The 25,456-nt window shown below is 34.8% G+C and carries 43 protein-coding genes; 2 read left to right on the forward strand and 41 right to left on the reverse strand.

From position 1 onward, the window contains the following. Window positions 1–20 precede the first annotated feature (20 nt). Window positions 21–1,133, reverse strand: coding sequence for an ATP-grasp domain-containing protein (locus tag AC3B6G_RS01835; RefSeq protein WP_489848736.1), 1,113 nt, complete (start codon window positions 1,131–1,133; stop codon window positions 21–23). 33 nt (window positions 1,134–1,166) lie between these two features. After that, window positions 1,167–1,739, reverse strand: a complete 573-nt coding sequence (locus AC3B6G_RS01840; RefSeq protein WP_489848737.1) for a xanthine phosphoribosyltransferase — start codon at window positions 1,737–1,739, stop codon at window positions 1,167–1,169. Window positions 1,740–1,868: 129 nt separating this feature from the next. Here AC3B6G_RS01840 and AC3B6G_RS01845 point away from each other — a divergent pair, with 129 nt between their 5' ends. Continuing rightward, on the forward strand, window positions 1,869–2,180 hold the full coding sequence (locus AC3B6G_RS01845) for a DUF2187 domain-containing protein (RefSeq protein WP_489848738.1): 312 nt from the start codon (window positions 1,869–1,871) through the stop codon (window positions 2,178–2,180). 26 nt (window positions 2,181–2,206) lie between these two features. Here the strand turns inward: AC3B6G_RS01845 and AC3B6G_RS01850 are convergent, their stop codons facing one another. From AC3B6G_RS01850 to rpsL, 39 genes are all read right to left on the reverse strand, one after another. Continuing rightward, a complete protein-coding gene (locus tag AC3B6G_RS01850; RefSeq protein ID WP_489848739.1) occupies window positions 2,207–2,773 on the reverse strand; it encodes an ECF transporter S component in 567 nt (188 codons plus the stop codon). A 74-nt stretch (window positions 2,774–2,847) separates the two neighbouring features. After that, complete coding sequence (gene rpsI, locus AC3B6G_RS01855; protein ID WP_489848740.1) at window positions 2,848–3,240, reverse strand: 30S ribosomal protein S9; 393 nt, start codon at window positions 3,238–3,240, stop codon at window positions 2,848–2,850. 12 nt (window positions 3,241–3,252) lie between these two features. Further along, the gene (rplM, locus tag AC3B6G_RS01860; protein WP_489848741.1) at window positions 3,253–3,696 is read right to left on the reverse strand and encodes a 50S ribosomal protein L13; all 444 of its coding nucleotides are present in this window, start codon (window positions 3,694–3,696) and stop codon (window positions 3,253–3,255) included. Window positions 3,697–3,814: 118 nt separating this feature from the next. Next, a complete protein-coding gene (gene truA, locus AC3B6G_RS01865; protein ID WP_489848742.1) occupies window positions 3,815–4,612 on the reverse strand; it encodes a tRNA pseudouridine(38-40) synthase TruA in 798 nt (265 codons plus the stop codon). Between the two features lie 4 nt (window positions 4,613–4,616). Next, entirely contained in the window at window positions 4,617–5,414 is a 798-nt protein-coding gene (locus tag AC3B6G_RS01870) for an energy-coupling factor transporter transmembrane component T family protein (RefSeq protein WP_489848743.1), read from the reverse strand. 4 nt (window positions 5,415–5,418) lie between these two features. Continuing rightward, window positions 5,419–6,279, reverse strand: coding sequence for an energy-coupling factor transporter ATPase (locus AC3B6G_RS01875; protein ID WP_489848744.1), 861 nt, complete (start codon window positions 6,277–6,279; stop codon window positions 5,419–5,421). Next, window positions 6,249–7,088: an energy-coupling factor transporter ATPase gene (locus tag AC3B6G_RS01880; RefSeq protein WP_489848745.1), complete on the reverse strand. Its 840-nt coding sequence runs from the start codon at window positions 7,086–7,088 to the stop codon at window positions 6,249–6,251. The genes AC3B6G_RS01875 and AC3B6G_RS01880 overlap by 31 nt, the downstream gene beginning before the upstream one ends. 167 nt (window positions 7,089–7,255) lie before the next feature. Then, window positions 7,256–7,639 (reverse strand): 50S ribosomal protein L17, encoded by a 384-nt coding sequence (rplQ, locus tag AC3B6G_RS01885; RefSeq protein WP_489848746.1) that lies wholly within the window; start codon window positions 7,637–7,639, stop codon window positions 7,256–7,258. Between the two features lie 15 nt (window positions 7,640–7,654). Then, a complete protein-coding gene (locus AC3B6G_RS01890) occupies window positions 7,655–8,605 on the reverse strand; it encodes a DNA-directed RNA polymerase subunit alpha (RefSeq protein WP_489848747.1) in 951 nt (316 codons plus the stop codon). Between the two features lie 91 nt (window positions 8,606–8,696). Beyond that, window positions 8,697–9,086, reverse strand: coding sequence for a 30S ribosomal protein S11 (rpsK, locus tag AC3B6G_RS01895; RefSeq protein ID WP_489848748.1), 390 nt, complete (start codon window positions 9,084–9,086; stop codon window positions 8,697–8,699). A 26-nt stretch (window positions 9,087–9,112) separates the two neighbouring features. After that, on the reverse strand, window positions 9,113–9,466 hold the full coding sequence (rpsM, locus tag AC3B6G_RS01900; RefSeq protein ID WP_489848749.1) for a 30S ribosomal protein S13: 354 nt from the start codon (window positions 9,464–9,466) through the stop codon (window positions 9,113–9,115). Between the two features lie 30 nt (window positions 9,467–9,496). Next, window positions 9,497–9,610: a 50S ribosomal protein L36 gene (gene rpmJ / locus AC3B6G_RS01905; protein ID WP_489848750.1), complete on the reverse strand. Its 114-nt coding sequence runs from the start codon at window positions 9,608–9,610 to the stop codon at window positions 9,497–9,499. 40 nt (window positions 9,611–9,650) lie between these two features. Further along, window positions 9,651–9,869 carry a translation initiation factor IF-1 gene (gene infA, locus AC3B6G_RS01910; RefSeq protein WP_489848751.1) on the reverse strand — a complete coding sequence of 73 codons (219 nt, stop codon included), beginning with the start codon at window positions 9,867–9,869 and terminating at the stop codon, window positions 9,651–9,653. Window positions 9,870–9,944: 75 nt separating this feature from the next. Then, window positions 9,945–10,622, reverse strand: coding sequence for an adenylate kinase (locus AC3B6G_RS01915; protein ID WP_489848752.1), 678 nt, complete (start codon window positions 10,620–10,622; stop codon window positions 9,945–9,947). A gap of 28 nt (window positions 10,623–10,650) precedes the next feature. Then, window positions 10,651–11,967: a preprotein translocase subunit SecY gene (secY, locus tag AC3B6G_RS01920; protein WP_489848753.1), complete on the reverse strand. Its 1,317-nt coding sequence runs from the start codon at window positions 11,965–11,967 to the stop codon at window positions 10,651–10,653. Continuing rightward, complete coding sequence (gene rplO / locus AC3B6G_RS01925; protein ID WP_489848754.1) at window positions 11,967–12,398, reverse strand: 50S ribosomal protein L15; 432 nt, start codon at window positions 12,396–12,398, stop codon at window positions 11,967–11,969. The genes secY and rplO overlap by 1 nt, the downstream gene beginning before the upstream one ends. A 23-nt stretch (window positions 12,399–12,421) precedes the next feature. After that, window positions 12,422–12,604, reverse strand: a complete 183-nt coding sequence (gene rpmD / locus AC3B6G_RS01930) for a 50S ribosomal protein L30 (RefSeq protein WP_489848755.1) — start codon at window positions 12,602–12,604, stop codon at window positions 12,422–12,424. A 14-nt stretch (window positions 12,605–12,618) separates the two neighbouring features. Beyond that, window positions 12,619–13,137, reverse strand: coding sequence for a 30S ribosomal protein S5 (rpsE, locus tag AC3B6G_RS01935; protein WP_489848756.1), 519 nt, complete (start codon window positions 13,135–13,137; stop codon window positions 12,619–12,621). Between the two features lie 24 nt (window positions 13,138–13,161). Continuing rightward, window positions 13,162–13,515, reverse strand: coding sequence for a 50S ribosomal protein L18 (gene rplR, locus AC3B6G_RS01940; RefSeq protein ID WP_489848757.1), 354 nt, complete (start codon window positions 13,513–13,515; stop codon window positions 13,162–13,164). Between the two features lie 44 nt (window positions 13,516–13,559). Then, the gene (rplF, locus tag AC3B6G_RS01945) at window positions 13,560–14,099 is read right to left on the reverse strand and encodes a 50S ribosomal protein L6 (protein ID WP_489848758.1); all 540 of its coding nucleotides are present in this window, start codon (window positions 14,097–14,099) and stop codon (window positions 13,560–13,562) included. A 27-nt stretch (window positions 14,100–14,126) separates the two neighbouring features. Beyond that, complete coding sequence (rpsH, locus tag AC3B6G_RS01950; RefSeq protein WP_489848759.1) at window positions 14,127–14,525, reverse strand: 30S ribosomal protein S8; 399 nt, start codon at window positions 14,523–14,525, stop codon at window positions 14,127–14,129. 30 nt (window positions 14,526–14,555) lie between these two features. Further along, the gene (locus AC3B6G_RS01955; protein ID WP_489848760.1) at window positions 14,556–14,741 is read right to left on the reverse strand and encodes a type Z 30S ribosomal protein S14; all 186 of its coding nucleotides are present in this window, start codon (window positions 14,739–14,741) and stop codon (window positions 14,556–14,558) included. A 39-nt stretch (window positions 14,742–14,780) separates the two neighbouring features. Further along, window positions 14,781–15,323: a 50S ribosomal protein L5 gene (rplE, locus tag AC3B6G_RS01960; protein ID WP_489848761.1), complete on the reverse strand. Its 543-nt coding sequence runs from the start codon at window positions 15,321–15,323 to the stop codon at window positions 14,781–14,783. A gap of 25 nt (window positions 15,324–15,348) precedes the next feature. Beyond that, window positions 15,349–15,654: a 50S ribosomal protein L24 gene (gene rplX, locus AC3B6G_RS01965; protein WP_489848762.1), complete on the reverse strand. Its 306-nt coding sequence runs from the start codon at window positions 15,652–15,654 to the stop codon at window positions 15,349–15,351. A 33-nt stretch (window positions 15,655–15,687) separates the two neighbouring features. Continuing rightward, window positions 15,688–16,056 carry a 50S ribosomal protein L14 gene (rplN, locus tag AC3B6G_RS01970; RefSeq protein WP_489848763.1) on the reverse strand — a complete coding sequence of 123 codons (369 nt, stop codon included), beginning with the start codon at window positions 16,054–16,056 and terminating at the stop codon, window positions 15,688–15,690. A 52-nt stretch (window positions 16,057–16,108) separates the two neighbouring features. Then, the gene (gene rpsQ, locus AC3B6G_RS01975) at window positions 16,109–16,375 is read right to left on the reverse strand and encodes a 30S ribosomal protein S17 (protein WP_489848764.1); all 267 of its coding nucleotides are present in this window, start codon (window positions 16,373–16,375) and stop codon (window positions 16,109–16,111) included. A gap of 26 nt (window positions 16,376–16,401) precedes the next feature. Next, the gene (gene rpmC, locus AC3B6G_RS01980) at window positions 16,402–16,596 is read right to left on the reverse strand and encodes a 50S ribosomal protein L29 (protein WP_489848765.1); all 195 of its coding nucleotides are present in this window, start codon (window positions 16,594–16,596) and stop codon (window positions 16,402–16,404) included. Between the two features lies 1 nt (window position 16,597). After that, complete coding sequence (gene rplP, locus AC3B6G_RS01985) at window positions 16,598–17,017, reverse strand: 50S ribosomal protein L16 (protein WP_489848766.1); 420 nt, start codon at window positions 17,015–17,017, stop codon at window positions 16,598–16,600. Between the two features lie 2 nt (window positions 17,018–17,019). Further along, window positions 17,020–17,715, reverse strand: a complete 696-nt coding sequence (gene rpsC, locus AC3B6G_RS01990) for a 30S ribosomal protein S3 (RefSeq protein ID WP_489848767.1) — start codon at window positions 17,713–17,715, stop codon at window positions 17,020–17,022. Window positions 17,716–17,727: 12 nt separating this feature from the next. Continuing rightward, the gene (rplV, locus tag AC3B6G_RS01995) at window positions 17,728–18,075 is read right to left on the reverse strand and encodes a 50S ribosomal protein L22 (RefSeq protein ID WP_489848768.1); all 348 of its coding nucleotides are present in this window, start codon (window positions 18,073–18,075) and stop codon (window positions 17,728–17,730) included. Between the two features lie 17 nt (window positions 18,076–18,092). Further along, window positions 18,093–18,371, reverse strand: coding sequence for a 30S ribosomal protein S19 (gene rpsS / locus AC3B6G_RS02000; RefSeq protein WP_489848769.1), 279 nt, complete (start codon window positions 18,369–18,371; stop codon window positions 18,093–18,095). A gap of 32 nt (window positions 18,372–18,403) precedes the next feature. Then, window positions 18,404–19,243 carry a 50S ribosomal protein L2 gene (gene rplB / locus AC3B6G_RS02005; RefSeq protein WP_489848770.1) on the reverse strand — a complete coding sequence of 280 codons (840 nt, stop codon included), beginning with the start codon at window positions 19,241–19,243 and terminating at the stop codon, window positions 18,404–18,406. Window positions 19,244–19,260: 17 nt separating this feature from the next. Further along, window positions 19,261–19,548, reverse strand: coding sequence for a 50S ribosomal protein L23 (rplW, locus tag AC3B6G_RS02010; protein WP_489848771.1), 288 nt, complete (start codon window positions 19,546–19,548; stop codon window positions 19,261–19,263). Further along, window positions 19,548–20,171 carry a 50S ribosomal protein L4 gene (gene rplD, locus AC3B6G_RS02015; RefSeq protein WP_489848772.1) on the reverse strand — a complete coding sequence of 208 codons (624 nt, stop codon included), beginning with the start codon at window positions 20,169–20,171 and terminating at the stop codon, window positions 19,548–19,550. The genes rplW and rplD overlap by 1 nt, the downstream gene beginning before the upstream one ends. 17 nt (window positions 20,172–20,188) lie before the next feature. After that, window positions 20,189–20,821 (reverse strand): 50S ribosomal protein L3, encoded by a 633-nt coding sequence (gene rplC / locus AC3B6G_RS02020; RefSeq protein WP_489848773.1) that lies wholly within the window; start codon window positions 20,819–20,821, stop codon window positions 20,189–20,191. 35 nt (window positions 20,822–20,856) lie between these two features. After that, window positions 20,857–21,165: a 30S ribosomal protein S10 gene (gene rpsJ / locus AC3B6G_RS02025; protein WP_489848774.1), complete on the reverse strand. Its 309-nt coding sequence runs from the start codon at window positions 21,163–21,165 to the stop codon at window positions 20,857–20,859. 272 nt (window positions 21,166–21,437) lie between these two features. Continuing rightward, on the reverse strand, window positions 21,438–23,531 hold the full coding sequence (gene fusA / locus AC3B6G_RS02030) for an elongation factor G (RefSeq protein ID WP_489848775.1): 2,094 nt from the start codon (window positions 23,529–23,531) through the stop codon (window positions 21,438–21,440). A gap of 114 nt (window positions 23,532–23,645) precedes the next feature. Continuing rightward, on the reverse strand, window positions 23,646–24,116 hold the full coding sequence (gene rpsG, locus AC3B6G_RS02035) for a 30S ribosomal protein S7 (RefSeq protein WP_489848776.1): 471 nt from the start codon (window positions 24,114–24,116) through the stop codon (window positions 23,646–23,648). Between the two features lie 34 nt (window positions 24,117–24,150). Further along, complete coding sequence (gene rpsL, locus AC3B6G_RS02040) at window positions 24,151–24,564, reverse strand: 30S ribosomal protein S12 (RefSeq protein ID WP_489848777.1); 414 nt, start codon at window positions 24,562–24,564, stop codon at window positions 24,151–24,153. 180 nt (window positions 24,565–24,744) lie between these two features. Here rpsL and AC3B6G_RS02045 point away from each other — a divergent pair, with 180 nt between their 5' ends. Beyond that, on the forward strand, window positions 24,745–25,419 hold the full coding sequence (locus AC3B6G_RS02045) for a prepilin peptidase (RefSeq protein WP_489848778.1): 675 nt from the start codon (window positions 24,745–24,747) through the stop codon (window positions 25,417–25,419). Window positions 25,420–25,456: the final 37 nt, after the last annotated feature.

Below are 25,456 nucleotides of genomic sequence, written 5' to 3' on the forward strand. Positions count from 1 at the left end.
TATATCATTATTAAATTGCGTTAATCATTCCAAATCTCAGTATCTTCTAGCTGATTTAAAGTTTCATCAATAGAATCAGTTGCAATGTTAATATAACCTGCAATATTTGAATCTGAATCACTATAAAAATGAAATTGCCACTTTGCTTTCAAAGCCCATTGTAATTTAATGCGTTGAAGTTGGCTATAATCAAACGTATGAATTACACACGGATTAATATTTGTAATTTCAGTGGTAGTAACTCCCGCAATAGCTTTAATCAACTGTTCATACTGATTAAACCCAGATTCATTCAATACTAATCCGCCAGAGTTTAAAAATGGGCTAACACTCTTTACGTAAATGTTATCATCTGAAAGAATGAAATTAACCCGAATTATCCCTGCATAATCAATATTATTACCAATCTTATTTGCAAGTGATGCTAGTTCTTCACTTACTGAGGAGTTAATTTTAGCGGGAATTAGGGATGCTTGCAATTCTCCATTTTTATACTGACATTGGATAGGTGGTGTAATTTGTATATTACCTAATAAATCATGAGTTACCAGGATCTCTGCTTCTTTTTTATCAGTTAAATAACTTTCTAAAATATATGTGCCACTTTCTAGTAACAAAGCTGCTTTAGCAACATTAGCTTCATCATCAATTATAACTTGTTTATCATTATTCAGTCCCCGTTGAATCGGTTTTAAAATTGCTGGAAAACCTAACGATATTGCGGCTTCATATATATCTTTTAATTCCAGAACGGTAGTATATGGCAAAATGTTAATGTTCAATTGTTCCAAAAAGGTTCTTTCAATTAAACGATCATCCCTTATTTCGAGCGCTTCACTACCTTGAGGTACAAAAGTATAATTGCTCATCCACTTAACTGTATCTGAGTCTAAAAGATCATTGACATAAATCACGAAATCACTTTTTTCAGCGAAAGCTTGAACGACTTCATGGTTCAAATTTTTTGTTGAATAATAATAATCTGTTACCGATTTCAATGGTAATTTTGAATCTGTAGTTAATACTCCCACCTTAAATCCAGAATCGATTGCGGTATTAATTGCATTAATTAAATTAACGCCGCTCCCAACGAATCCAATGGTAGCTCCTGGATAAAATACTCTTTTCTTCAAAATAGCCACTACTTTCTCTTAATTTTTAAATTATCAATTTAAGAATTGAACTTTTCCATCATGCAATGATGCAACACGTGCTAATGAATAAACATCAATTCCTTGAGCATTTAATAATTTTCGTCCTTTTTGGAAGCTTTTTTCAATTACAATTCCAATTCCCGCAAGGTTAGCGTTAGCAGAATTAACAATATCGATCATTCCCTCAGCCGCTTGACCATTAGCAAGAAAATCATCAATGAACAATAAATTATCATTTCGATCAATGAAACGCTTAGCAATACTAATCTGATTATTAACTTTCTTGGTATAAGAATAAACATCCGCTGTATACAAATCATCATTTAGAGTTACACTCTTATGTTTTCTTGCAAAAATAACTGGTACATTTAAATGAAACCCTGTCATCAAAGCTGGAGCAATTCCAGATGATTCTACAGTTACAATTTTAGTAACTCCACTAGATTTAAAATGTTTGGCAAATTCTTCTCCGATATGATTCATTAATTGTGGATCGATTTGATGATTTAAGAATTGATCGACTTTTAAAATATCATCAGAAAGGACACGTCCATCCCGATTAATTCTTTCTTCAAGCTCTTTCATAATTCGCAACACCCCTCAAAGTATATATGTATTATTTTAAATTGAAATAAGAATAAAAACAAATACATTGACAAGTATTATAATATTCGTTATATTGCATAAGATGAACAAATTTTGGAGATGATGATTTTGGTAAAGAATAACGAACCAAGTCCACAACAAGCAAAGTTCCGTGTTGGTGACGTCGTTAAGTTTAAATTAGAAAAAAAAGACTACACTGGAACAATTGAGAAGGGATACACTAATTCTTTCTTAGTTACATTCGAATCTAAAGACCCAGCAATTATTGATAAGTACCATAATAAAGTAATTATTAACAATAAACATTTAAAAATAATCAAAAAGGTTCCACGCGAAAAAGAATCTAAAGAAAAAGATTCTGATGAAGAAAAAAAGACTACTGAAAAAGATAAAAAAAGTTCCAGCAAAAAAGACAAATAAATAAAGCCAACCTTTAAAGGTTGGCTTTATTTATTCCTTTTTAAAATTGGATTAACAACAAGGGGAAGAAGAATCGCATCAATAATCATTTCTGGAATTCCATTAGTAAAGAAAGTAATTATGGCATACGGGATCATCGCCTCTTTATTAATTTGATAAATTGGTTGATAATTATTTTTAAAAAATAATATCATTAGGCCTAAAAAAAGAATCGTGTTTATTAATGATCCTAACATCCCTAATAAACTTAACTTCCAAACTTTAACTTTAGAAATCACAAATCGATGATAAACTATCCCCACTAAAAGCCCAATCATCACTCTAGGAACTATTGAAATAACCGGGTTCGTTAAAACTAATGCTAATGGACTAGTTGGTGCAAAAAAGGCTCTAGTAAATACAATTACTCCCCAAATAAGACCAAGTAAAGTTCCTGCTTTTGTGTCAATAACTATACTTGCAAACATTATTGTGACTGGAATAATGGTTAAACTTAATGGACCAATTGGTAAATAACCAATTCCTGGTACTACTGTTTGAATAAATAATATTGCAATCAATAACGATAAAATACTTAAACGATGCGTATTCAATTTTACCTCCATAAATAAAAAAAGTTCCACTTAAAAAAGTGGGACTTTTTAAAATTGTAATAAGTAAACCAATTTTAACGCTTGGAGAATTGACCTGCTTTACGGGCTTTCTTCAAACCAGGTTTCTTACGTTCTTTCATTCTTGGGTCACGAGTTAATAGACCTGCACTCTTTAAAGAAGCACGGAAGTCTGGATCAACTTCAAGTAAGGCTCTTGAAATACCATGACGAATAGCACCTGATTGACCAGAGTACCCGCCACCATGAACGTTAACCAATGCATCATAGTTACCTAAAGTTTCAGTAACATTGAATGGTTGCATGATAACTTCACGTAAGCTAGCAAAAGGAATGTAATCTTCAGCAGCTTTATCGTTAATAACAACTTTACCAGTTCCTGGTACTAAACGTACTCGAGCAACTGAATCTTTACGACGGCCAGTGCCGTTATATTGTACTTGTGCCAATTGAATTCCCTCCTAAATTAAATCCTTAATGTCTAATACTTCTGGTTTTTGAGCAGCATTATCATGTTCTGCACCAGCGTAAACATGTAACTTAAGTCCTTGTTTACGTCCTAAAGTGTTATGTGGAAGCATTCCCTTAACGGAAATTTCGATTAAACGTTCGGGTTTAGTTTCGCGTAATTCACCGGCAGTAATTTGTTTAATTCCACCAACAAATCCACTGTGATGGTAATAAACTTTCTTAGAAGCCTTACGGCCACTTAATGCGACTTTGGAAGCATTAATAACGATAACGTGATCACCAGTATCTACATGTGGAGTATAAGTAGGTTTGTTCTTTCCTCTTACAATAGAAGCAACGACTGTTGATAAACGACCTAATTCGATACCATCAGCGTCAATAACATACCATTTACTTTCTACTTCGCCTGGTTTTGCAATATATGTTGTACGCATTTTATTTCCTCCATGTTTCTGTGTTTGTTCGACACCAACTAAAGTTTCCGGGGCTTCGTGGGGCAAACAATACCAACTACAATGATACAAATAATTAACACTAAAGTCAATACTTATTCTATCTTTGATGTGGTGGTAATTTTGTTGGGTGAAGTGGATCTTCGCCTTCATAATAAACCCGTTTTAAGTATAATCCACTTGCTGATGCAGTTCTTCGTGCTTGAGTTCTATCTTTAACTTCATAAAGACGTTTGATATCATGTACTGGTCTCTTGTCAGCCCCAATTTCAACCAACACACCGACAATAATTCTTACCATATTATATAAAAAACCGTTCCCATAAAATTCAAAAATTAATTCATTTTGAGTTGGATCAAATTTACAAGTAGCATCATAAATTGTTCTTATATTGCTTCTAGCACTTGATCCAGAAGCGACAAAACTAGTAAAATCATGTTCCCCAATTAAATCAGGTAAAGCCTGTTCAATCTTATTTAAATCAAGTTGAGACCGCCAATGGCCTGTATAAAGTCGTTTAAATGGATTGCGAAATGGACTCAGATCTAAACGATACTGATATCTCTTTCCGGAAACATCATATCGAGCATGAAAATCATCAGCCATTTTTTCAACTTTATTAACTTCAATGTCTAATGGTAATGAACTATTTATTCCTTTTAACATTGCATCTTCGCTAATGTCATAAGGAAAATCAAAATGAGCCACTTGAGCTAGTGCATGTACTCCAGCATCAGTTCTTCCAGATCCATATACTTTAATCTCAGGATTTGGACGTTTTCCCATTCTATTAACGACCTTTTTTAATTCTCCCTCAATTGTTCTCTTATTAGGTTGCTGTTGGAATCCAAAAAAATTAGTTCCATCGTATGCAAATGTTATTTTATATCTTGGCATTTAATCACCTGCTTCTTAATAATAAGACTGCAAAAGCTACTAACATAAATATTATAATCGTCATCCAATCAGACTTAGAAAAGTGATATTGACGATAACGAGTTCTTTTTACACCATTTTGATATCCACGGGCTTCCATTGCCATTGCTAAATCTTCAGCATGTTTAAAAGAACTAATGAATAATGGAATTAAAATTGGAATAAATTTTTTGACTCTTCTAAAAATGTTCCCGCTATTAAAATCCATTCCTCGCGACTTTTGCGCGTTAATAATTGTATTCATATCATCCGTCAACGTTGGTACAAACCTTAGTGCAATCGAAATCATCATCCCCAAGGTATCTACTGGAACATTTAACTTTTTTAATGGTGTTAAGACCCTTTCAATTGCATAAGAAATCTCTAATGGAGAAGTAGTTAAAGTAAATAACGTGGATACTATAATTATTAAAAAGAAACGCATTGCGATAAAAAAAGCAATTTCAACTCCGTTACTAGTTATACTCAACCAACCAACTTGAAAATAAACGTTTCCACTATTTGTAAATAACAGTTGAATAATTACAGTAAATAATATCACCCACAACAGTGGTTTTATTCCTTGAATAATAAATCTTAATTTAGTGCGACAACATATAATCGAAACAATCATTAAAAGAATTAAAGACAAATAAGATAATGGATTATTTGCAAAAACAACAACTAATACAAAGATAAAACTAACTAATAACTTAGTTACTGGATTTAACCTATGAGCAAATGAATTCCCTGGTATATATCGTCCAAATACAAAATTATCCATAAATTTAATCTTCCATTCTCTGCTTTAAAATTTTAATCAGTTCACTTTTTTTTATCGGTATTTTTTCAAATTCAAATCCATGAGATTCTAACTCTTTAGCAAATTTAACAACTTCTGGTAAGTCGACTCCGGATGATTCAACAAGATTCGAATTTAAAAAAAATTCTCTCGGTGTACAAAGAGAATTAATCTCTCCATTCTTCATTACAATGACATTATCAGCATACTCAGAAACAATATCCATTTGATGGGTAATGAGAATAATTGTCAATCTTTTAACTTGATGAAGTTTTTGAATTAAATCTAAAAATTTCTTTTTGGATTGATCGTCAAGTCCAACAGTAGGTTCATCTAATATTAAAATCCTTGGTTTACAAGCCAAAACTCCTGCTATTGCAACCTTTCTTTGTTGTCCACCTGATAAATCGAACGGCGATTTATTTAAAATATCAATTGGTAATCCAACACTTTTAACGGCATCTAAGGATAAAGACTTTATTTTTTCTTTATCATCAAAATAATTACTGGGACCAAATTCAATATCTTTTAAAACTGTTTCACCAAATAGCTGTTTTTCTGGAAATTGAAATACAATTCCAATTTGTTTTCGAATTGGATATAATTCTTTTTCTTTTGTGTTGGAAGTTATATGACAACCATTAATATTAACATATCCACTAGATGGCTTTAACAAACCATTAATATGTTTGATCAAAGTAGTTTTCCCACTTCCGGTTTTTCCAATAATAGCATTAAAAGATCCAGATTTGATATTTAAATTAATATTTTTTAAACCGTAAAACTCATTATCAATGCCATCTTTATATAAATGATTTACTTTTTGGAAACTAACTTCATAATCCAATTGATAAACTCCTCATTTTTTAGATATTGATCTGGTACATTATTAATACCTGAAGTGATTAAATCTTGACGAAGTCGTTCACTAAACGGAATCGAAAGCCCTAGCCTCCTAATTTCGTCAATATTACTTAAAATTTCTGAAACAGGTTTTTCTTTAATAATTTTACCATTATTCATTATCAAAATTCTATCTGCATAACTAAGTTCTTTAGAATCATGAGTAACAGAAATAATTGTCATATGATATTTTTGCTTTAATTTTTTAACAAGATTCATTATTTTTTGACGACTTAATGGATCCAACATACTAGTAGCTTCATCTAAAATTAATATTTTAGGCTTTAAAGCTATAATTCCAGCCAATGCAACTCTTTGTTTTTGGCCCCCAGACAATTCATATGGTGATCGTTTATTGTTATTTTCCATACCAACCATTGGCAAAACATTATTGATAATTTCTTTCATTTTAAGAGGGGAATACTGACGATTTTCCATTCCAAAGGCAATATCATCTTCAACTGTACTTCCAACAAATTGATTATCAGGGTTTTGAAAAACGATTCCAATCATTTTCCTAATTAAAAATAAATTTTCGTTATTTAATTTTAATTGATCTATAAAAATTGATCCTTCTGTAGAATCAATTAATCCATCAATTAATTTTATCAAAGTAGATTTTCCGCTTCCATTTCTCCCTATAATTGAAACCCATTCACCTTGATTTATAGAAAAAGAAACATTTTTCAAAGCATAATTTTCTTGATTATCATACTTATAATTTAAATTCTGCACTTCTATCAATTTTCTCATGGAAACCTCTACTTTAATAAATTTATGTATTAAAAAATCACTAATAAATTAACAATGCATAGATATATAATACCTACATTCAAGCTAGACTCGGAAAATCCATCATCATAACGCTTTATATTGTTAATTCTAGTGATTCCGTAAAATATTAAAATGACAAACTATAATTAGTCAACCAATTGTAAAATAACCATAGCAGCACCGTCACCACGACGTGGCATTAACTTGTACATACGAGTGTAACCACCATTACGATCTTTGTACTTAGGTGCAACGTCAGCAAAAAGCTTTTGTAAAGCAGTTTGAATTTCAACGCTGTCATCATTTTCTTTAACGTCAGCAACAACATTTTGTAAAAATGCAGCAGCTTTACGACGTGCACTTAAATCGCCACGTTTAGCTAATGAAATCATTTTATCAGTGGTAGAACGAACTTCTTTAGCACGTGCTTCAGTTGTTTCAATCTTACCATTAACAATTAAGTCAGTGGTTAAATTTCTTAACAATGAACGACGATGAGCGCTAGTTCTTTGTAATTTACGGTAACCCATTTTGATATCCTCCTTTTAATCTTCTTTTCTAAGAGATAAGCCTAGGTTTTCTAGTTTAAGTTTAACTTCATCTAATGATTTACGTCCTAAATTACGAACTTTCATCATGTCTGGTTCAGACTTACTAGTTAACTCTTGAACAGTATTGATTCCAGCACGTTTCAAACAATTGTATGAACGAACAGATAAATCAAGCTCCTCAATGCTCATTTCTAGCATCTTTTCTTTGTGTGTTTCTTCCTTTTCAACCATTACTTTCGTATTCTTGGCTTCATCAGTAAGATCAACAAACATTTTAAGATGATCAGTTAAAATCTTAGCTGAAAGACTAACTGCTTCACTAGGTGTAATTGAACCGTTAGTCCAAACATCTAAAGTAAGTTTGTCATAATCAGCTCGATGACCAACACGTGCATTTTCTACTTGATAGTTTACACGTTCAATTGGGGTATAAATGGAATCAATTGGTAAAACACCAATTGGCATTCCCTCTTTACGTTGCTTATTTTCATCAGCAGAAACATATCCACGACCACGATTTGCAGTAAGACGCATATGGAAAGTAGTTCCTTCGGAAACAGTAGCGATGTGAAGATCTTTATTGAGAATCTTACTATCACCATCAACTTGTATGTCACCAGCAGTAACATTAGCAGGACCTGTAACATTGATTTCATAAGCTTTTTCTACATCTTCAGGACCATCAATTTTTAAGTTGATCTTTTTAACATTTAAAATGATTTGCGTTACATCTTCTACTACCCCTTTGATAGTAGAAAATTCATGCAAAACATTATCAATTTGGACGCTGGTAATAGCAGCACCTGGTAGAGATGAAAGTAAAATTCTACGTAAAGAATTACCAATTGTTGTTCCATAACCACGTTCTAATGGTTCAACAATGACTTCACCATAGTTATCAGTTTCATCAATTTTATGAATATCTGGTTTTTCAAATTCAATCATGTTTAATTTCTACCCCTTTCAAAACGTAAGAAAATACCATAGTAAAATAAAGATTGAAAACTATTTATAATAATTTTCATCCTTTAAAAAACTATACACGACGACGTTTTGGAGGACGAGAACCATTATGAGGAACTGGAGTAACATCACGAATTGCAGATACTTCAAGACCAGTTGATTGTAATGCACGAATTGCAGATTCACGACCAGAACCTGGACCCTTAACTGCAACTTCAACAGTCTTCATACCGTGTTCCATTGAAACTTTAGCAGCTGCTTCTGCAGCCATTTGAGCAGCGAATGGTGTTGATTTACGACTACCCTTGAAACCTAATGATCCAGCAGATGACCATGAGATTGCGTTACCTTGTTTGTCAGTAATCATAACTAAAGTATTATTAAATGTTGAATGAATATGTGCTACACCATTTTCAACATTCTTTTTTACTCGACGCTTGCGACTATTTTGCTTTTTTGCCATGGTAAATAATAACCTCCTTTATTTAATTATTTTTTTGCGTTCTTCTTACCCTTACGAGTACGAGCATTGTTCTTAGTACGTTGTCCACGAACAGGTAATCCACGACGATGACGCATTCCACGATATGAACCAATTTCTTGAAGAAGCTTAATGTTCATACGAACCTTACGACGTAAGTCACCTTCGATTTCATAGTTATCAACAACTTCACGAATCTTATCTTCTTGATCAGGTGTTAAATCACGAACACGAACATCTTCAGAAACCTTTGCTTTAGAAAGAATTTCTTGTGCACGAGAACTACCAATACCAAAAATATAAGTTAAACCAATAACAATACGCTTATCACGTGGTAAATCAATTCCAGCTATACGAGCCATTTATTCCACCTCCATTTAAATAATTTATTTTTAACCTTGACGTTGTTTGTGCTTAGGGTTAGAACAAATAACCATTACACGACCCTTACGTCTGATAATTTTACAGTTTTCACACATTTTCTTAACAGATGCGCGTACCTTCATTTTTTTACCTCCCAAGCAAATGTCGATCAAATACTAATCATTATTTAAAACGATAAGTAATACGACCCTTGCTTAAATCGTATGGTGACATTTCAACAGTGACTTTATCACCAGGTAAAATTCTAATGTAATGCATTCTAATTTTACCCGAAATATGAGCCAAAATTTCATGACCATTTTCTAATTCAACACGAAACATTGCATTTGGCATTGTTTCTTTAATTTTGCCTTCAACTTCAATTACATTATCTTTTGACAAAGAAGTACCTCCATCTACATTTAGAACAAATCATAATAACTATAATAATATCATAGTTCACACTAAATAAACAAATTATTGTAAACTATCAATTACCTTACAAATATCTTGATTAACATCTTTGACATTTGTTTCAAAGTCATTACTCTGTCTATCATTAATTTTATAAAGCAAGTTACGCTTTCCATAAAAATCAAGTAATGGAGCATTCATCTTTCCGTTAACTGATAAGCGGTTCTTAACTGTTTCAGGTTTATCATCATTTCGTTGAAAAAATTCATGACCGCCACATATATCACAAGTATTTTTTACTTTAGGAAGATGGAACTCCTTATGGTAACTAGCTCCACAATTTTTACAAATGAATCGACCAGATAGTCTTTTAACTAATGCATTCGGATCAGCATCAATATAAATGACAGCATCAATTTTGCGGTTCAATTCATCAGCAATTTTTTCTAATTGTTCGGCCTGACTTAGAGTTCTAGGAAAACCATCTAAAATGAATCCTTTTTTCGTATCATCCTCAGCTAAACGATCTTTAACGATTCCGGATGTAACATCATCAGGAACAAGTTCACCTTTATCAATAAACTTTTTAGCCTCTAAACCCATTTGGGTTTCATTTTTCATAGCTTCTCTAAAAATGTCACCAGTTGAAATATGAGGAATATCATATTCCTTTATAAGAAGTTCACACTGCGTTCCCTTACCTGCACCAGGCAAGCCCATTAAAATTAAATTCATTGACATTTAAAAGACCTCCGTAAAAAACAAAAAATTATAAATTACTTGGTCTAGGGGTTTTAATGAATCCAACATATTCACGCTTCATCATTAATCCCTTAATTTGACGAATGGTTTCAATTGCAACTCCAACAACGATAAGCAAACTAGTACCACCTAAACCAATTGATTCATCAAGATTCCATACATCTTGTGCAATCAAAGGAATGATAGCTACAATTCCAAGGAAAAGTGAACCAACAGTACTTAATCGCATCAATAGTCTGGATACATAATCTTGTGTAGCACGACCTGGCCAAACACCAGGAATGTAACTACCTTGCTTAGTCAAATTCTCGGCTAATTTTTCAGGATTAACCTGAACAAATGCATAGAAGAATGTGAACACAACAATCAATAATGTGTATAAAATTGCTCCACTCAATGTCTGCATATTAAAAATATTAGACATGATCTTGTACCAACCATCATTAGCATGGTTATTAGCAAAGTAAATTAATATAGTTTGCGGAGTTGAAACGAAAGAACTCGCAAAAATAACTGGAATAACACCAGCCACATTAACTTTAAGTGGTAAATAACTGTTATTGGAAGCTCCAGTAACACGCTTTGTATATTGAATTGGAATTCTTCTTTCGGCCTGTTGAACCCAGGTAACAAAAGTTACAATCACCAACACAATTACAAAAATTGCAGCAATAAAAGCAACCCCACTCCATAGAGCTGAACCACTTTCACCGACAATATAATCAGTATACAATTGTCTAATTCCAGTAGGAATTCTAGCAATTATACCGGCAAAGATAATCATTGATACACCTTGGCCAATTCCACGATCAGTGATCATGTCACCCATCCATGTTGTCAGCATAGAACCACCGGTTAAAATAAGTCCTAAAGTAACATAAGTTCCAATACTAGGATTTTTAACTAAATGCAAACTACTTAAACTATTAAAACCAGCAGTAATCCCAACGGATTGGATAAATGCTAAGAAAACTGTTAAAAATCGTGTTACTTGATTTAACTTGCGTCGTCCAACTTCCCCTTGCTTACTCCATTCCACAAACTTTGGAACAATATCCATTTGAAGCAATTGAACAACAATTTGTGCAGTAATATATGGAGAAACACCCATAGCAAAGATGGAATAATTAGTTAATCCACCACCACTAAAGGTGTTTAAAATACTAACTAAGCCAGAAGAGGAAACGCTTTCTAGAGCCTTTGCATTGATACCAGGAACAGTAATAAATGAACCTAATCTAAATACGATCAAAACTCCTAAAGTAAATAAAATTTTCTTACGAATATCTTTTACTTTAAAAGCGTTTATCAAGGTTGTTAGCATTAAATCACCTCAGTTTTACCGCCAGCATTTTCAATAGCATCTTTAGCTGCCTTTGAAAATTTATTAGCTTTAACAGTAAGTTTCTTTGAAACCTTACCATTACCAAGAATCTTAACTCCACTCTTGAAGCTCTTTACGATTCCTGCATCACGTAAAGCAACTGGAGTAACTTCTGCACCATCATCAAATTGATTAAGTGCATCTAAATTAACAACAGCAAATTCTTTACGATTGATGTTAACAAAACCACGTTTTGGCATTCTACGATAAAGAGGCATTTGACCCCCTTCAAAACCTAAACGAGTCTTGCCACGTGCTTTTTGACCTTTTTGTCCACGGCCAGAAGTTTTACCTTTACTTCCACGTCCACGACCAATACGAGTACGAGAAGAACGTGATCCTTCAGCAAATTTTAATTCATTTAAATTCATTAAAATCGCACCTCCTTATTTAATTATTTAACTTGTTCTACTTTAATTAGATGTGCAATTTTAAATAATGCACCACGAACAGCTTCAGTATCATCTCTAACAACAGTACTATTTACGCGATGTAAACCTAATGCTTGAACGATTTGACGTTGCTTAGGGTGACGATGCGTAACACTATGTGTTAAAGTAACTTTTAATTGAGCCATCTTCTAACCCCTCCTTACTCTGCTAAATGTTGAGCAGAAACACCACGTAAAGAAGAAACTTCTTCAGCACTCTTTAATGAAGTTAAGCCAGCAAAAGTAGCACGAACAGAATTAATTGGGTTATCTGATCCTAAACGCTTACTTGTAACATCAGAAATACCTGCCAATTCCATAACGGCACGAACAGCTCCACCAGCAGTAACTCCGGAACCTTCAACAGCTGGCTTAAGCATAATCTTACCACCATCAAAAATACCAGTAACTTCATGAGGAATCGTGGTACCAACAATAGGAACTTTAATCAAATGACGATGACCATCTTCTACAGCTTTACGAATAGCATCTGGAACTTCTTGGGCTTTACCAGTACCGAAACCAACGTGACCCTTGTGATCTCCAACAACAACTAAAGCAGCAAAACGTAAACGACGACCACCTTTAACAACCTTGGTAATACGACGAATTGCAACAACAGTATCGTCTAAATCTAACTTATCAGGGTTAATTTGATTAGGTCTAATTTTTTTAGTCATGTGTAGATTATTCCTCCTTTTTTATTAGAATTCGAGTCCGTTTTCACGGGCTGCATCAGCTAAGGCTTGAACACGACCATGGTATAAATATCCTCCACGATCAAATACAACCTTTTTAATATTTTTCTTGTTTGCGCGTTCAGCTACTAACTTACCAACAGCTTGAGCTTGTTCAGTTTTGTTAGAACCGTCGCTAGTATCAAGAGAAGAGGCACTAGCAAGCGTTACACCCTCTACATCATCAATAACTTGAGCGTAGATGTTTTTATTAGAACGGTAAACATTCAAGCGTGGGCACTCAGCAGTACCAGAGATCTTGGCACGGACACGAAAATGACGACGTTGACGTGTCTTGTTTTTATCTGGTTTTGAAATCATTTATAGTCACCTCTAAATTTTTTAATACAAGTAATATTTTAATATTACTTACCAGTCTTACCTTCCTTACGACGAATGTGTTCGCCTTCGTAGCGAATACCTTTAGCCTTGTAAGGTTCTGGTGAACGAACAGCACGAACACGTGCAGCAAAATCACCAAGATGGATATTGTTAATTCCAGAAATTTCAATAGTAGTATTATCTGGAACCTTAACTTCTAAGTCTTCTGGAATAGGCATTTCAACAGGGTTGGAGTATCCAACATTAAGAACAAGTGTCTTACCCTTCATTTGTGCTCTATATCCAACACCGACTAACTTCAAAGTTTTAGCAAAACCCTTAGTAACACCTGTTACCATGTTGTTCACGTTAGCACGTGCTGCACCATGGGCTGCACGAACCTTATCGCTGTAACGAACAACAGGTTCGAAATCTAAGACATTGTCATTAGAATTCATTTTGATTGAATCGGCAATATGAGTTGATAATGATCCTTTAGGACCCTTAACAGTAATAACATTGTTGTTATCACTTACTTCAACGCCTTCTGGTAAAGTAATTTTCTTATAACCAATACGACTCATTGTTACACCTCCTAACGAATTAAAATTTTACCAAATGTAAGCTAATACTTCTCCACCCACGTCTTTTGCGCGAGCTTCTTTGTCAGTGATAACACCGTCAGAAGTAGAAAGAATAGCAATTCCTAAACCGTTTAAAACCTTAGGAACATCATTTGAACCAACATATGAACGTAAACCAGGTTTAGAAATACGTTTTAACCCAGTAATAACACGTTCATTGTTCTTACCGTATTTTAAGAATACGCGGATAACACCTTGTTTGTCATCGTCAACATATTCTACATCGCGTACAAAACCTTCACGTTTTAAGATTTCAGCAATTGCACGTTTAATATTAGATGCAGGTACTTCAACTGATTCGTGACGAACCATGTTCGCGTTACGAATTCGAGTTAATAAATCTGCAATCGGATCTGTCATAGCCATTAAAGTAAACCCTCCTTTTGGTTAAATATTTTACCAACTAGCTTTCTTCATACCAGGGATTTTGCCATCATGAGCTAATTGACGAAGACAAATGCGGCATAAATGAAATTTTTGATAAACTGAATGTGGACGACCACAACGTTCACAACGAGTATAGTTACGAGTTGAGAACTTAGCGGGTCTCTTTGACTTAACAACTAATGCTTTTCTAGCCAATATAAAGCCTCCTAATAAGTAAATTCAGTAACAGATGAATTATTTAGCGAATGGCATACCAAATTGAGTTAACAATTCTTTTGATTCTTCATCTGTATTTGCAGTAGTAACAATAACGATATCTAAACCTCTAACACGGTTAACGTTATCGTAATTAATTTCAGGGAAAATTAATTGTTCACGAACACCTAAAGTGTAATTACCACGACCATCAAATGATCTGTTGTTTACACCATGGAAATCACGAACACGTGGTAAAGAAACGGAAATTAACTTGTCTAAGAATTCATACATTCTTTGACCACGTAAAGTAACCTTAGCACCAATTGCCATACCTTCACGTAAACGGAAACCGGCAATAGATTTCTTAGCTTTAGTAATTAATGGTTTTTGTCCAGCAATTAAAGCTAATTCGGAAACAGCTTCATCTAAATTCTTTGAATTTGATGTAGCGTCACCAACACCCATGTTTAAAACGATCTTATCAAGCTTAGGAGCTTGCATTACTGATGAATAGTTAAATTTATCAACTAATGATTTAACAATTTCATTAGAATATTTGTCTTGTAAGCGACTTGGCATAAAAATATTATCCCCCTTTCTTTAATTAGTCGATTGGTTGGTTAGTCTTCTTGGAAATACGAACTTTCTTTCCATCGTTGAAACCAAACTTGATTTTAGTAGGTTCATTGTTTGAAGGATCAATGATCATAACATTTGATGCATCGATAGGTGCTTCAACATCGTTGATTCCACCTGCATTACCTTGTGAAGCTTTTTGATGCTTCTTAACAATATTTACACCTTCAACAACAACGCGGTTTTTGGAAGAAAAGATTTTAGTAACATTTCCTTCTTTACCCTTATCTTTACCGCTGATTACGCGAACTTTGTCGCCAGTTTTAATGAACATTCTATGGCACCTCCTTGACGTATAAAGATGATATTAAAGTACTTCGGGTGCTAATGAAACAATCTTCATAAAATTACTATCACGTAATTCACGAGCAACCGGTCCAAAGATACGAGTACCTTTAGGACTTTTATCATCGTTAATAATAACAGCAGCATTTTCGTCAAAACGGATGTATGAACCATCACTACGACGAGCAACTGACTTAGTTCTAACAACAACAGCTTTTACAACGTCACCTTTTTTAACAACGCTACCTGGTGTTGCTTCTTTAACAGTAGCAACAATAACGTCACCAATTCCTGCATATCTTCTAGTGGATCCACCTAAAACCTTAATAGTAAGGATTTGTCTAGCACCAGAATTATCAGCAACTTTTAAACGACTCTCTTGTTGAATCACAGTTGGGATCCTCCCTTCATGGTTTAATCAGAATACGATAAAATGTATTAAATTAAATAATAACAGCTTTTTCAATGATTTTAACTAAACGGAAACGTTTAGTAGCTGATAATGGACGAGTTTCCATGATTTCAACAACGTCACCAGTTTTAGCTTCATTATTTTGATCATGAGCTTTGTACTTCTTAGAGTATTTAACTCGTTTACCATATGCGGGATGTTTTTTATAAGTTTCAACAACAACGGAAATAGTCTTATCCATCTTGTCAGAAACAACACGTCCGCGTAATACTTTACGATTATTACGTTCTACGCTCATTAATAATCCTCCTTTTTATCGTATTCTTATTTGTTTAACTCTTCTTGACGCAATGCAGTCTTAATTCGAGCAATGTTCTTACGAACTTGTTTTAATCTTGCAGTGTTTTCTAATTGACCAGTAGCTAATTGAAAACGAAGGTTAAAAAGTTCTTCTTTATAACTTTGTTCTTTTTCGTGCATTTGTTGAGTGGTTAATTGACTAATTTCTTTTGCCTTCATCTTATTCGCCACCTACTTCCTTTTTAACAATCTTAGTGCGAATTGGAAGTTTAGCAGATGCTAATTTCAACGCATGTTTTGCAACTTCGTCGGAAGCTCCACCAACTTCGAATAAAATCTTATCACGTTTAACAGGAGCAACCCAACCAGCTGGAGTACCTTTACCATTACCCATACGAACACCAACACCTTTTTCAGTGTATGATTTTTGAGGGAAAATTTTGATCCAAACTTTACCACCACGTTGCATATAACGAGTAATAGCAACACGACAAGCTTCAATTTGGCGGTTAGTAATCCAATGTGATTCTAATGCTTTCAAACCGTAATCACCAAAAGCTACTTCTTTACCACCCTTAGCATGGCCACGTAACTTACCACGGTGTTGACGACGGAATTTAACACGTTTAGGAACTAACATGTTTATTTGCCTCCTTTGCTACTGTTCTTCTTTGAACGACGATCGGGATCGTTAGCAAGAGATGGCTTTGTTGGTAAAACTTCACCACGATAGATCCAAACTTTAACACCGATAGCACCGTAAGTAGTATGAGCTTCAACCCATGCATAATCGATGTCGGCACGTAAAGTATGCAATGGAACTTTACCATCAGAGTAAGATTCACAACGAGCCATATCTGCTCCGTTCAAACGTCCAGTTGCTTGTACCTTGATACCTTTAGCACCAGAACGCATACTTCTTTGCATAGCTTGACGTAAAGCACGACGGAAAGCTACACGACCTTCTAATTGACGAGCAATGCTGTCACCAACTAAGATAGCATCTAAATCAGGCTTCTTAATTTCAATGATGTTTACATGTACTCTCTTACCAGTTAAAGCATTTAATTCTTTTCTAAGACTTTCTACTTCAGAACCGCCTTTACCGATAACCATACCAGGCTTCCCAGTATGAATTGAAACGTTAACTCGCTTAGCAGCACGTTCAATTTCTACGGTTGAGACAGAAGCATCGGCAAGTCTTTTTGAGATGAATTTACGAATCTTTAAATCTTCTGCTAAATTGCCAGCAAAATCTGCCTTATCAGCATACCATTTTGCTTCCCAATCGCGGACGATACCAATACGTAATCCATTTGGATTAATTTTTTGACCCACGCGTTATACCTCCTATTTTTCTGATACTTCGATTATGATGTGACTTGTTCTCTTATTAATTGGTGAAGCAGAACCCTTTGCACGAGGACGGAAACGTTTTAATGTTGGTCCTTCGTTAACAATTGCTTTGCTTACGAACAAATCTTCACGATCTAAGTCAAAATTATTTTCTGCGTTTGCTACAGCTGATTTAAGAACTTTAGCAACAACTGGGGAAGCTCCTCTTGGAGTGAACTTCAAAATGGCAGTTGCTTCTGCTACATTCTTACCTCTGATAAGGTCAACAACAAGGCGAACCTTACGAGCGGCAATGCGAACAGTTCTTGCAGTTGCTTTAGCTGATGTAACTTGTTCAGGCATTTGTTATCCTCCTTGTCTTAGACGGTTTTCTTATCATCGCTACTACCGTGACCATGGAAAGTACGGGTAGGAACGAATTCACCTAATTTATGACCAACCATATCTTCTTGAATGTATACAGGAACGTTCTTACGACCGTTGTAAACAGCAATAGTATACCCAATGAAGCTTGGGAAAATGGTAGATCTACGTGACCATGTCTTGATTACGCTTTTCTTATCTGAATCCTTTTGAGCATCAATCTTTTTTAATAATGATTGATCAGCAAAAGGTCCCTTTTTTAAACTACGACTCATAGTTAACCTCCTTCTACGCTATTATTGAATGACTATTTTCTAGCCTTGCGACGACGTACAATAAACTTGTTGGAACGAGCCTTCTTAGAACGAGTCTTCTTACCAACAGTCTTCTTGTGCCATGGAGATAATGGAGATGGATAACCAACTGGTGCTTTACCTTCCCCACCACCATGAGGGTGATCGTTAGGGTTCATTACAGAACCACGAACATGAGGACGTTGACCTTTATATCTAGTCTTACCAGCTTTACCAACATTAATTAATTCATGTTCTTCGTTACCAAGACTACCAATAGTAGCACGGTTAACAGATAAAATCATTCTTACTTCACCAGAAGGTAATTTTACTAATACATATTTATCTTCCTTACCAAGTAATTGGGCTGAATTACCAGCAGAACGAACTAATTGACCACCTTTTCCAGGCTTTAATTCAATGTTATGAATGATAGTACCAACTGGAATATTCTTCAATGGTAAAGTATTACCAGTCTTGATATCTGCATTTGAACCTGATTCAACTTTGTCTCCAACCTTTAATCCTTTAGGAGCAAGGATGTATGACTTAATACCATCAACATATACAATCAATGCAATGTTAGCAGTACGGTTAGGATCATATTCAATTGACTTAACAGTAGCAGGAATATCATCTTTGTTACGTTTAAAATCAATGATACGGTATTGACGTTTGTTACCACCACCACGGTGACGAACAGTCATTTTACCATGGCTATTTCTACCAGCACGTTGCTTCTTTGAAGCTAATAACGTTTTTTCTGGCTTAGCAGTGGTAATGACGTTGCCATAATCAAGGGTAGTCATATTACGAGTACCATTGGTGATTGGTTTGTATGTTTTAATCGCCATTGTTTTTCCCTCCTATATTATTCTTCGCTGAAAAGCTTGATTTCTTTAGAATCAGAGGATAAAGTAACAATCGCTTTACGACGCTTCTTAGTATAACCTGAGAATGCACCTTGGCGTTTCATTTTACCCTTTAAGTTCATAATATTAACTTTTACAACTTTAACGTTAAAGATGTCTTCAACGGCCTTCTTAACTTGCGTTTTAGTAGCTCGTGTATCAACATCAAAAGTATAAATCTTGTTATCCATTAAAGCAGTGGAAGCTTCAGTAATAACAGGACGTAAAATTACATCACGAGATTGCATTATGCAAGCACCTCCTCTACTTGAGAAAGAGCGGCTTTTGTGAATAATACTTTATCACTATTAACGAGATCTAAAGTATTAACACTCTTAGCATCAATTACAGTAACATTTGGAAGATTCCGAGCTGATAAAGCAACTTTATCATGTTTGTCTTCTAAAACAACTAAAACTTTAACATCAGCTTTAACGTTAGTTAAAACTTGCTTAAATTCTTTTGTCTTAGGAGTGTCAAAACTTAAGGAATCAACAACGACTAACTTATCATTCTTAACCTTATCGGAAAGTGCTGACTTAACAGCTAAACGAGTAACTTTCTTAGGTAAGTGATAAGCATATGAACGAGGAGTAGGGCCGAATACGACACCACCACCACGCCATTGTGGTGAACGAATGGAGCCTTGACGAGCACGACCAGTACCCTTTTGGCGCCATGGCTTCTTACCACCACCACGAACAGCACTTCTGTTCTTTACAGCATGTGTTCCTTGGCGTTGGGAAGCTCTTTGCATCATGATAGTATCAAATACTACATTTTCATTAGGTTCGATGTTGAAAATTGCATCGTTTAAATCAACAGTACCATTTTCACTACCATCTTGTTTGTATAATGCTACGCTTGTCATTTATGGTTCCTCCTTTCTTATTTAGTAGTTTTAGCAGCAGTACGTACGAATAAGAATGACTTATTAGCACCAGGGACATTACCCTTGATCAATAATACATTATTATCAGTATCTGCTTTAACAATTTCAAGGTTTTGAATAGTAACTTGTTTGTTACCCATACGACCTGGTAACTTCATACCCTTAACAACACGGTTAATAATAGGGCCTAAAGAACCTGGACGACGGTGATATCTAGAACCATGAGTTTCTGGTCCACGTGATTGACCATCTTTGTGGACATTACCTTGGTATCCATGACCTTTGGTTGTTCCAGTTACATCGACAACATCTCCAGCTTGGAAGATATCTGCCTTGATTTCATCTGCGACATTATAATCTCCTAGCTCAACATTGCGAATTTCGTGAATGAAGCGCTTAGGAGTAGTTTTTGCTTTTGCTACATGACCTTGTTCAGGTTTGTTACTCAATACTTCACGTTTGTCATCAAAACCAAGTTGGATAGCTTCGTAGCCATCATTTTCCATGGTTTTCTTTTGTAAAACAACGTTAGGAGTAACATCAACTACTGTTACAGGAACTAACTCACCGTTTTCATCAAAAACTTGAGTCATTCCAATTTTTTTACCTAAGATTCCTTTTTTGGTCATGAGTACACCTCCGATATATTTGTTTTATTTAAAAATTATAATTTGATTTCAATATCAACACCACTTGGTAAATCAAGTTTCATTAATGAATCTACAGTTTTTGGTGTAGGATTCAAGATGTCGATTAAACGCTTGTGTGTTAACATTTCGAATTGTTCTCTAGACTTCTTAAACTTATGTGGTGAAGCTAAGACAGTATAGATTGTACGATCAGTTGGTAGTGGAACTGGACCTGAAACCTTTGCACCAGTTCTGAAAGCAGTAGCAACGATCTTTTCTGCTGATTGGTCTAAAGTACGGTGTTCATATGACTTTAAACGAATCCGAATTTTTTGTTTTGCCATTGTATTCCCTCCTTCGTCTATTTTCAAAATAAGACTAACTCCGTGGAAATTACCGACATTCCCGTATGGCAATGCTCCCGGGTGTGTCGCAACCTTTCACATCATCGCTAATATTCAGTCTTGTGTTTAGGGCATAGCAACCCCTCAAAAACAAGTACTCTTATATATTACTAGAAAAGCCATACCAATGCAAGTTTTTCTAGGGGTTATTTTAATTTTTGAAATAAAAAAGCATTGAAGAAAAAGTCTTCAATGCTTAAAAATATTTTTAATTATTCAGCGTTTCCACCATTTTTCTTAATGATGTCTTCTTGAATAGCTTTTGGAACAGCTGAGTAGTGATCAAATGTCATGGAGAATGTACCACGACCTTGAGTAGCTGAACGTAAAGTGGTTGCGTAACCGAACATTTCTGATAATGGAACAAAGGCATGAATTAATTGAGCCTTAGAACGGGATTCCATTCCTTCAACGTTACCACGACGAGCAGTAACTTGACCCATAACATCACCCATGTTGTCTTCAGGAACAACGATATCAACCTTCATGATTGGTTCAAGAATAACTGGACCAGCAGTTTTAGCAGCATTCTTCAAAGCAATTGATGCAGCAACCTTAAATGCAGCTTCACTAGAATCGACATCATGGTAACTACCATCATATAACTTAGCTTTAACATCAATCAATGGGTATCCAGCAAGAACACCATTAGCCATAGATTCTTTCAAACCTTGTTCAACGGATGGAATAAATTCACGAGGAACAACTCCACCAACAATGGCATCTTCGAATTCGAAACCTTTACCTGGTTCATTTGGAGTAAATTCAATCCAAACATCACCATATTGACCTTTACCACCAGATTGACGAACGAATTTACCTTGAGCCTTAGTAGCTTTAGTAAATGCTTCACGGTAAGCAACTTGAGGAGCACCAATGTTAGCTTCAACGTTAAATTCACGTTTCATACGATCAACAATGATATTCAAGTGAAGTTCACCCATACCAGAGATAATAGTTTCACCAGTTTCAGGGTTAGTTTCAGCCTTGAAAGTAGGATCTTCTTCAGCAAGCTTTTGTAAAGCGTTATCCATCTTGTCTTGGTCAGCCTTAGTCTTAGGTTCAACAGAAACACTAATAACTGGATCAGGGAATACCATGGATTCAAGATGTAATGGATGATCAGGATCAGTTAAGGAATCACCAGTAGTGGTATTCTTTAAACCAATCGCAGCAGCGATATCACCAGAGAATACTTCAGGAATTTCTTTACGGTGGTTAGAGTGCATTTGTAATAAACGACCAACACGTTCACGTTTGTCCTTAGTAGCATTAAGTACGTAAGAACCGGATTGTAAAGTACCTTGATATACACGAATGTAAGTTAAACGACCAACGAATGGATCAGTAGCAATCTTAAATGCTAAGGCAGCAAATGGCTTGTCGTCGTTAGCCTTTAATTCAACAGTATCACCAGTGTCAGGATCAGTAGCTTGGTAAGGACGAACATCTAATGGTGATGGTAAGTAATCAAGAACGGCATCTAACATCATTTGGATACCCTTATTCTTAAATGCTGAACCAGCTAAAACTGGGAAGTATTCAAGATTTAAAGTAGCCTTACGAATAGCAGCCTTAAGTTCATCCTTGGTGATTTCTTCACCTTCAAGGTACTTGTTCATGATATCATCATCAACATCAGCAACAGATTCAATTAATGCATCATGACGCTTTTGAGCTTCTTCCTTGTAATCATCAGGAATATCAACAGTATCCCATTCTGAACCAAGTTTATCTTCGTCATAGATATCAGCTTTCATTTCGATCAAATCAATGATACCAATGAAACTATCTTCAGCACCAATTGGCATTTGGATAGCATGAGCATTTGCATCCAAACGATCATGTAATGATTGAACAGATGCATCAAAGTCAGCACCTAATTTATCCATCTTGTTAGCAAAAACGATCCGTGGAACGTTGTAGTCTGATGCTTGACGCCAAACAGTTTCAGTTTGAGGTTCAACACCGGCAGCAGCATCAAGAACAGTAATCGAACCATCAAGAACACGTAATGAACGTTCAACTTCGGCAGTGAAGTCCACGTGTCCTGGGGTATCGATAATATTGATACGGTAATCCTTCCATTGTGCAGTAGTAGCAGCAGAAGTAATAGTAATACCACGTTCTTGTTCTTGTTCCATCCAGTCCATTTGTGAAGCTCCATCATGAGTTTCACCAATCTTATGGATCAAACCAGTATAGTACAAGATACGTTCAGTAGCAGTAGTCTTACCAGCATCAATATGGGCAGTAATACCAATGTTACGTGTCTTTTCAAGCGCGAATTCTCGTTTGTTAGCCATGTATAAATGTTTCCTTTCTCAAAACAAATGTTTTGTTTCAAATAAAAGTGGCTAATAATTTTTAATTAGCCACATAAGTATCGATTACCAAATATTATTTTCGGTAATCTCAGATTACCAACGATAGTGAGCGAAAGCACGGTTAGCTTCAGCCATACGGTGAGTATCTTCACGTTTCTTAACGGAAGCACCCGTATTGTTAGAAGCATCGATGATTTCACGAGCTAAACGTTCAGTCATAGTGTGTTCACCACGTAAACGTGAGTAAGCAGTGATCCAACGAAGACCTAAAGTGGTACGACGACCAGGACGAACTTCGATTGGAACTTGGTAGTTAGCACCACCAATACGACGAGCCTTAACTTCAAGAACTGGCATAACGTTCTTCATTGCTTCTTCAAATACGTCAACTGGTTCGTTACCAGTTTCGTCTTTGATCATCTTGAATGCTCCGTAAAGAATATTAGTAGCAGTACCACGCTTACCACCAATCATTAAATGATTGATTAAACGGGTAACTAATTTAGAATTGTAAATTGGGTCAGGTAAAACTTCTCGTACCTGTACATGTCCCTTTCTTGGCATAGAATTATCCTCCTTTTATTCGTATATTAAGATATTATTCTTTTGGTTTCTTAGTACCGTACTTAGAACGGCTTTGACGACGGTCAGTAACACCAGCAGTATCAAGAGTACCACGAACGATGTGGTAACGAACCCCTGGTAAATCCTTAACACGACCACCACGAATTAAAACAACACTATGTTCTTGAAGGTTATGACCAATACCTGGGATATAAGCAGTAACTTCAATTAAGTTAGACAATCTAACACGGGCATACTTACGTAATGCTGAGTTAGGTTTCTTAGGAGTCATGGTACCAACACGGGTAGCAACTCCACGTTTTTGAGGTGATGGATAACGAGTATTGTGTTTCTTATAACTATTGTATCCGAAATTTAAAGCAGGTGACTTTGATTTAGAACTTCTAGATTTACGACCTTTACGAACTAATTGGTTAATAGTAGGCATCTAAAAATTCCTCCTTTCATATAATTATCAATTTTAAGTCCACACAACCAGGTGTTTCTTTTTTAGTAAGAGAACCCTTTTTACTATCTGAACTGTATCAAACAATTAATAATGATATCACTATGGAAATTAACTGTCAACAACAGATTTAACGTATTTAATATTGGGAGGTTTTAATATATGTTTGTTTTTAATTGTCTTTTTAGTTTAGTGTGGGGATCTTTCACTGCCCTTGTTGCTGATAGAATCCAAAATAGTGAATCAATTGTTTATCCCAACTCTAAATGTTCAGCTTGCCAACACCCATTAAAATTTTATGATTTAATTCCAATTTTTAGTTATTTAATATTAAAAGGAAGGTGTCGCTATTGTCATAATAAAATTCCAATTTCTTTATTAATAATTGAAATAAGCTCATTTATCTTATCACTTATTATTTATTTTCGAGTTAACACCATTCTAATTATGTTTTTCATTTGGTTACTTTTTTTATTGTCAGTTTGTGATTATCAAACTTTGTTTATCCCGACTTGGGGATTATTTTTTCTTCTAGTACTGACAATTATCGAAAAAATTATAAATTATCGGTTAAATATCTTAGAATGTGTAATCATTCTTTTTATCTATCTTATTACTCTATTCATTAATTATAAATTAAAAATTATTGGCAATGGTGATATTGACTTACTATTCATTATTCTTTTCCTTACAAATATAAATATAATTATCAATGTAATATTACTAGGCAGTTTATTAGGTTTAGCTTACTATCTTATTACTATTAAATATAAAACTCAAAAAACAATTCCATTTATTCCATTCATTAGCATTGCGTTCATTTTTATTTATGTATAAAAATACCCACCATTATAAATAATGGTGGGTATTACAT

The sequence above is a fragment of the Nicoliella sp. ESL1149 genome (assembly GCF_058107265.1).

What these genes read in the sequence shown, in the direction of transcription:
- AC3B6G_RS01880 (WP_489848745.1), bottom strand. Translation starts at nt 7,088, where the DNA reads ATGAGAAAATTGATAGAAGTGCAGAATTTAAATTATAAGTATGATAAT.
- AC3B6G_RS01870 (WP_489848743.1), bottom strand. Translation starts at nt 5,414, where the DNA reads ATGGATAATTTTGTATTTGGACGATATATACCAGGGAATTCATTTGCT.
- AC3B6G_RS01915 (WP_489848752.1), bottom strand. Translation starts at nt 10,622, where the DNA reads ATGTCAATGAATTTAATTTTAATGGGCTTGCCTGGTGCAGGTAAGGGA.
- rpsG (WP_489848776.1), bottom strand. Translation starts at nt 24,116, where the DNA reads ATGCCAAGAAAGGGACATGTACAGGTACGAGAAGTTTTACCTGACCCA.
- rplR (WP_489848757.1), bottom strand. Translation starts at nt 13,515, where the DNA reads ATGATTTCAAAACCAGATAAAAACAAGACACGTCAACGTCGTCATTTT.
- secY (WP_489848753.1), bottom strand. Translation starts at nt 11,967, where the DNA reads ATGCTAACAACCTTGATAAACGCTTTTAAAGTAAAAGATATTCGTAAG.
- truA (WP_489848742.1), bottom strand. Translation starts at nt 4,612, where the DNA reads ATGCCAAGATATAAAATAACATTTGCATACGATGGAACTAATTTTTTT.
- rplE (WP_489848761.1), bottom strand. Translation starts at nt 15,323, where the DNA reads ATGCCAAGTCGCTTACAAGACAAATATTCTAATGAAATTGTTAAATCA.
- rpsJ (WP_489848774.1), bottom strand. Translation starts at nt 21,165, where the DNA reads ATGGCAAAACAAAAAATTCGGATTCGTTTAAAGTCATATGAACACCGT.
- AC3B6G_RS01890 (WP_489848747.1), bottom strand. Translation starts at nt 8,605, where the DNA reads ATGATTGAATTTGAAAAACCAGATATTCATAAAATTGATGAAACTGAT.
- rpsQ (WP_489848764.1), bottom strand. Translation starts at nt 16,375, where the DNA reads ATGAGCGTAGAACGTAATAATCGTAAAGTATTACGCGGACGTGTTGTT.
- rplP (WP_489848766.1), bottom strand. Translation starts at nt 17,017, where the DNA reads ATGTTAGTTCCTAAACGTGTTAAATTCCGTCGTCAACACCGTGGTAAG.
- rpsS (WP_489848769.1), bottom strand. Translation starts at nt 18,371, where the DNA reads ATGAGTCGTAGTTTAAAAAAGGGACCTTTTGCTGATCAATCATTATTA.
- rplC (WP_489848773.1), bottom strand. Translation starts at nt 20,821, where the DNA reads ATGACCAAAAAAGGAATCTTAGGTAAAAAAATTGGAATGACTCAAGTT.
- rplM (WP_489848741.1), bottom strand. Translation starts at nt 3,696, where the DNA reads ATGCGTACAACATATATTGCAAAACCAGGCGAAGTAGAAAGTAAATGG.
- rplQ (WP_489848746.1), bottom strand. Translation starts at nt 7,639, where the DNA reads ATGGGTTACCGTAAATTACAAAGAACTAGCGCTCATCGTCGTTCATTG.
- rpsK (WP_489848748.1), bottom strand. Translation starts at nt 9,086, where the DNA reads ATGGCAAAAAAGCAAAATAGTCGCAAGCGTCGAGTAAAAAAGAATGTT.
- rplW (WP_489848771.1), bottom strand. Translation starts at nt 19,548, where the DNA reads ATGCAATCTCGTGATGTAATTTTACGTCCTGTTATTACTGAAGCTTCC.
- rpmJ (WP_489848750.1), bottom strand. Translation starts at nt 9,610, where the DNA reads ATGAAGGTACGCGCATCTGTTAAGAAAATGTGTGAAAACTGTAAAATT.
- rpmC (WP_489848765.1), bottom strand. Translation starts at nt 16,596, where the DNA reads ATGAAGGCAAAAGAAATTAGTCAATTAACCACTCAACAAATGCACGAA.
- fusA (WP_489848775.1), bottom strand. Translation starts at nt 23,531, where the DNA reads ATGGCTAACAAACGAGAATTCGCGCTTGAAAAGACACGTAACATTGGT.
- rpsM (WP_489848749.1), bottom strand. Translation starts at nt 9,466, where the DNA reads ATGGCTCGTATAGCTGGAATTGATTTACCACGTGATAAGCGTATTGTT.
- rplF (WP_489848758.1), bottom strand. Translation starts at nt 14,099, where the DNA reads ATGAGTCGTATTGGTTATAAGAAAATTACTTTACCAGAAGGCGTTGAA.
- rplX (WP_489848762.1), bottom strand. Translation starts at nt 15,654, where the DNA reads ATGTTCATTAAAACTGGCGACAAAGTTCGCGTAATCAGCGGTAAAGAT.
- rpmD (WP_489848755.1), bottom strand. Translation starts at nt 12,604, where the DNA reads ATGGCTCAATTAAAAGTTACTTTAACACATAGTGTTACGCATCGTCAC.
- AC3B6G_RS01840 (WP_489848737.1), bottom strand. Translation starts at nt 1,739, where the DNA reads ATGAAAGAGCTTGAAGAAAGAATTAATCGGGATGGACGTGTCCTTTCT.
- rpsL (WP_489848777.1), bottom strand. Translation starts at nt 24,564, where the DNA reads ATGCCTACTATTAACCAATTAGTTCGTAAAGGTCGTAAATCTAGAAGT.
- rplV (WP_489848768.1), bottom strand. Translation starts at nt 18,075, where the DNA reads ATGCCTGAACAAGTTACATCAGCTAAAGCAACTGCAAGAACTGTTCGC.
- AC3B6G_RS02045 (WP_489848778.1), top strand. Translation starts at nt 24,745, where the DNA reads ATGTTTGTTTTTAATTGTCTTTTTAGTTTAGTGTGGGGATCTTTCACT.
- rplD (WP_489848772.1), bottom strand. Translation starts at nt 20,171, where the DNA reads ATGACAAGCGTAGCATTATACAAACAAGATGGTAGTGAAAATGGTACT.
- rplO (WP_489848754.1), bottom strand. Translation starts at nt 12,398, where the DNA reads ATGAATTTAAATGAATTAAAATTTGCTGAAGGATCACGTTCTTCTCGT.
- rpsE (WP_489848756.1), bottom strand. Translation starts at nt 13,137, where the DNA reads ATGACTAAAAAAATTAGACCTAATCAAATTAACCCTGATAAGTTAGAT.
- rpsH (WP_489848759.1), bottom strand. Translation starts at nt 14,525, where the DNA reads ATGGCTATGACAGATCCGATTGCAGATTTATTAACTCGAATTCGTAAC.
- rplB (WP_489848770.1), bottom strand. Translation starts at nt 19,243, where the DNA reads ATGGCGATTAAAACATACAAACCAATCACCAATGGTACTCGTAATATG.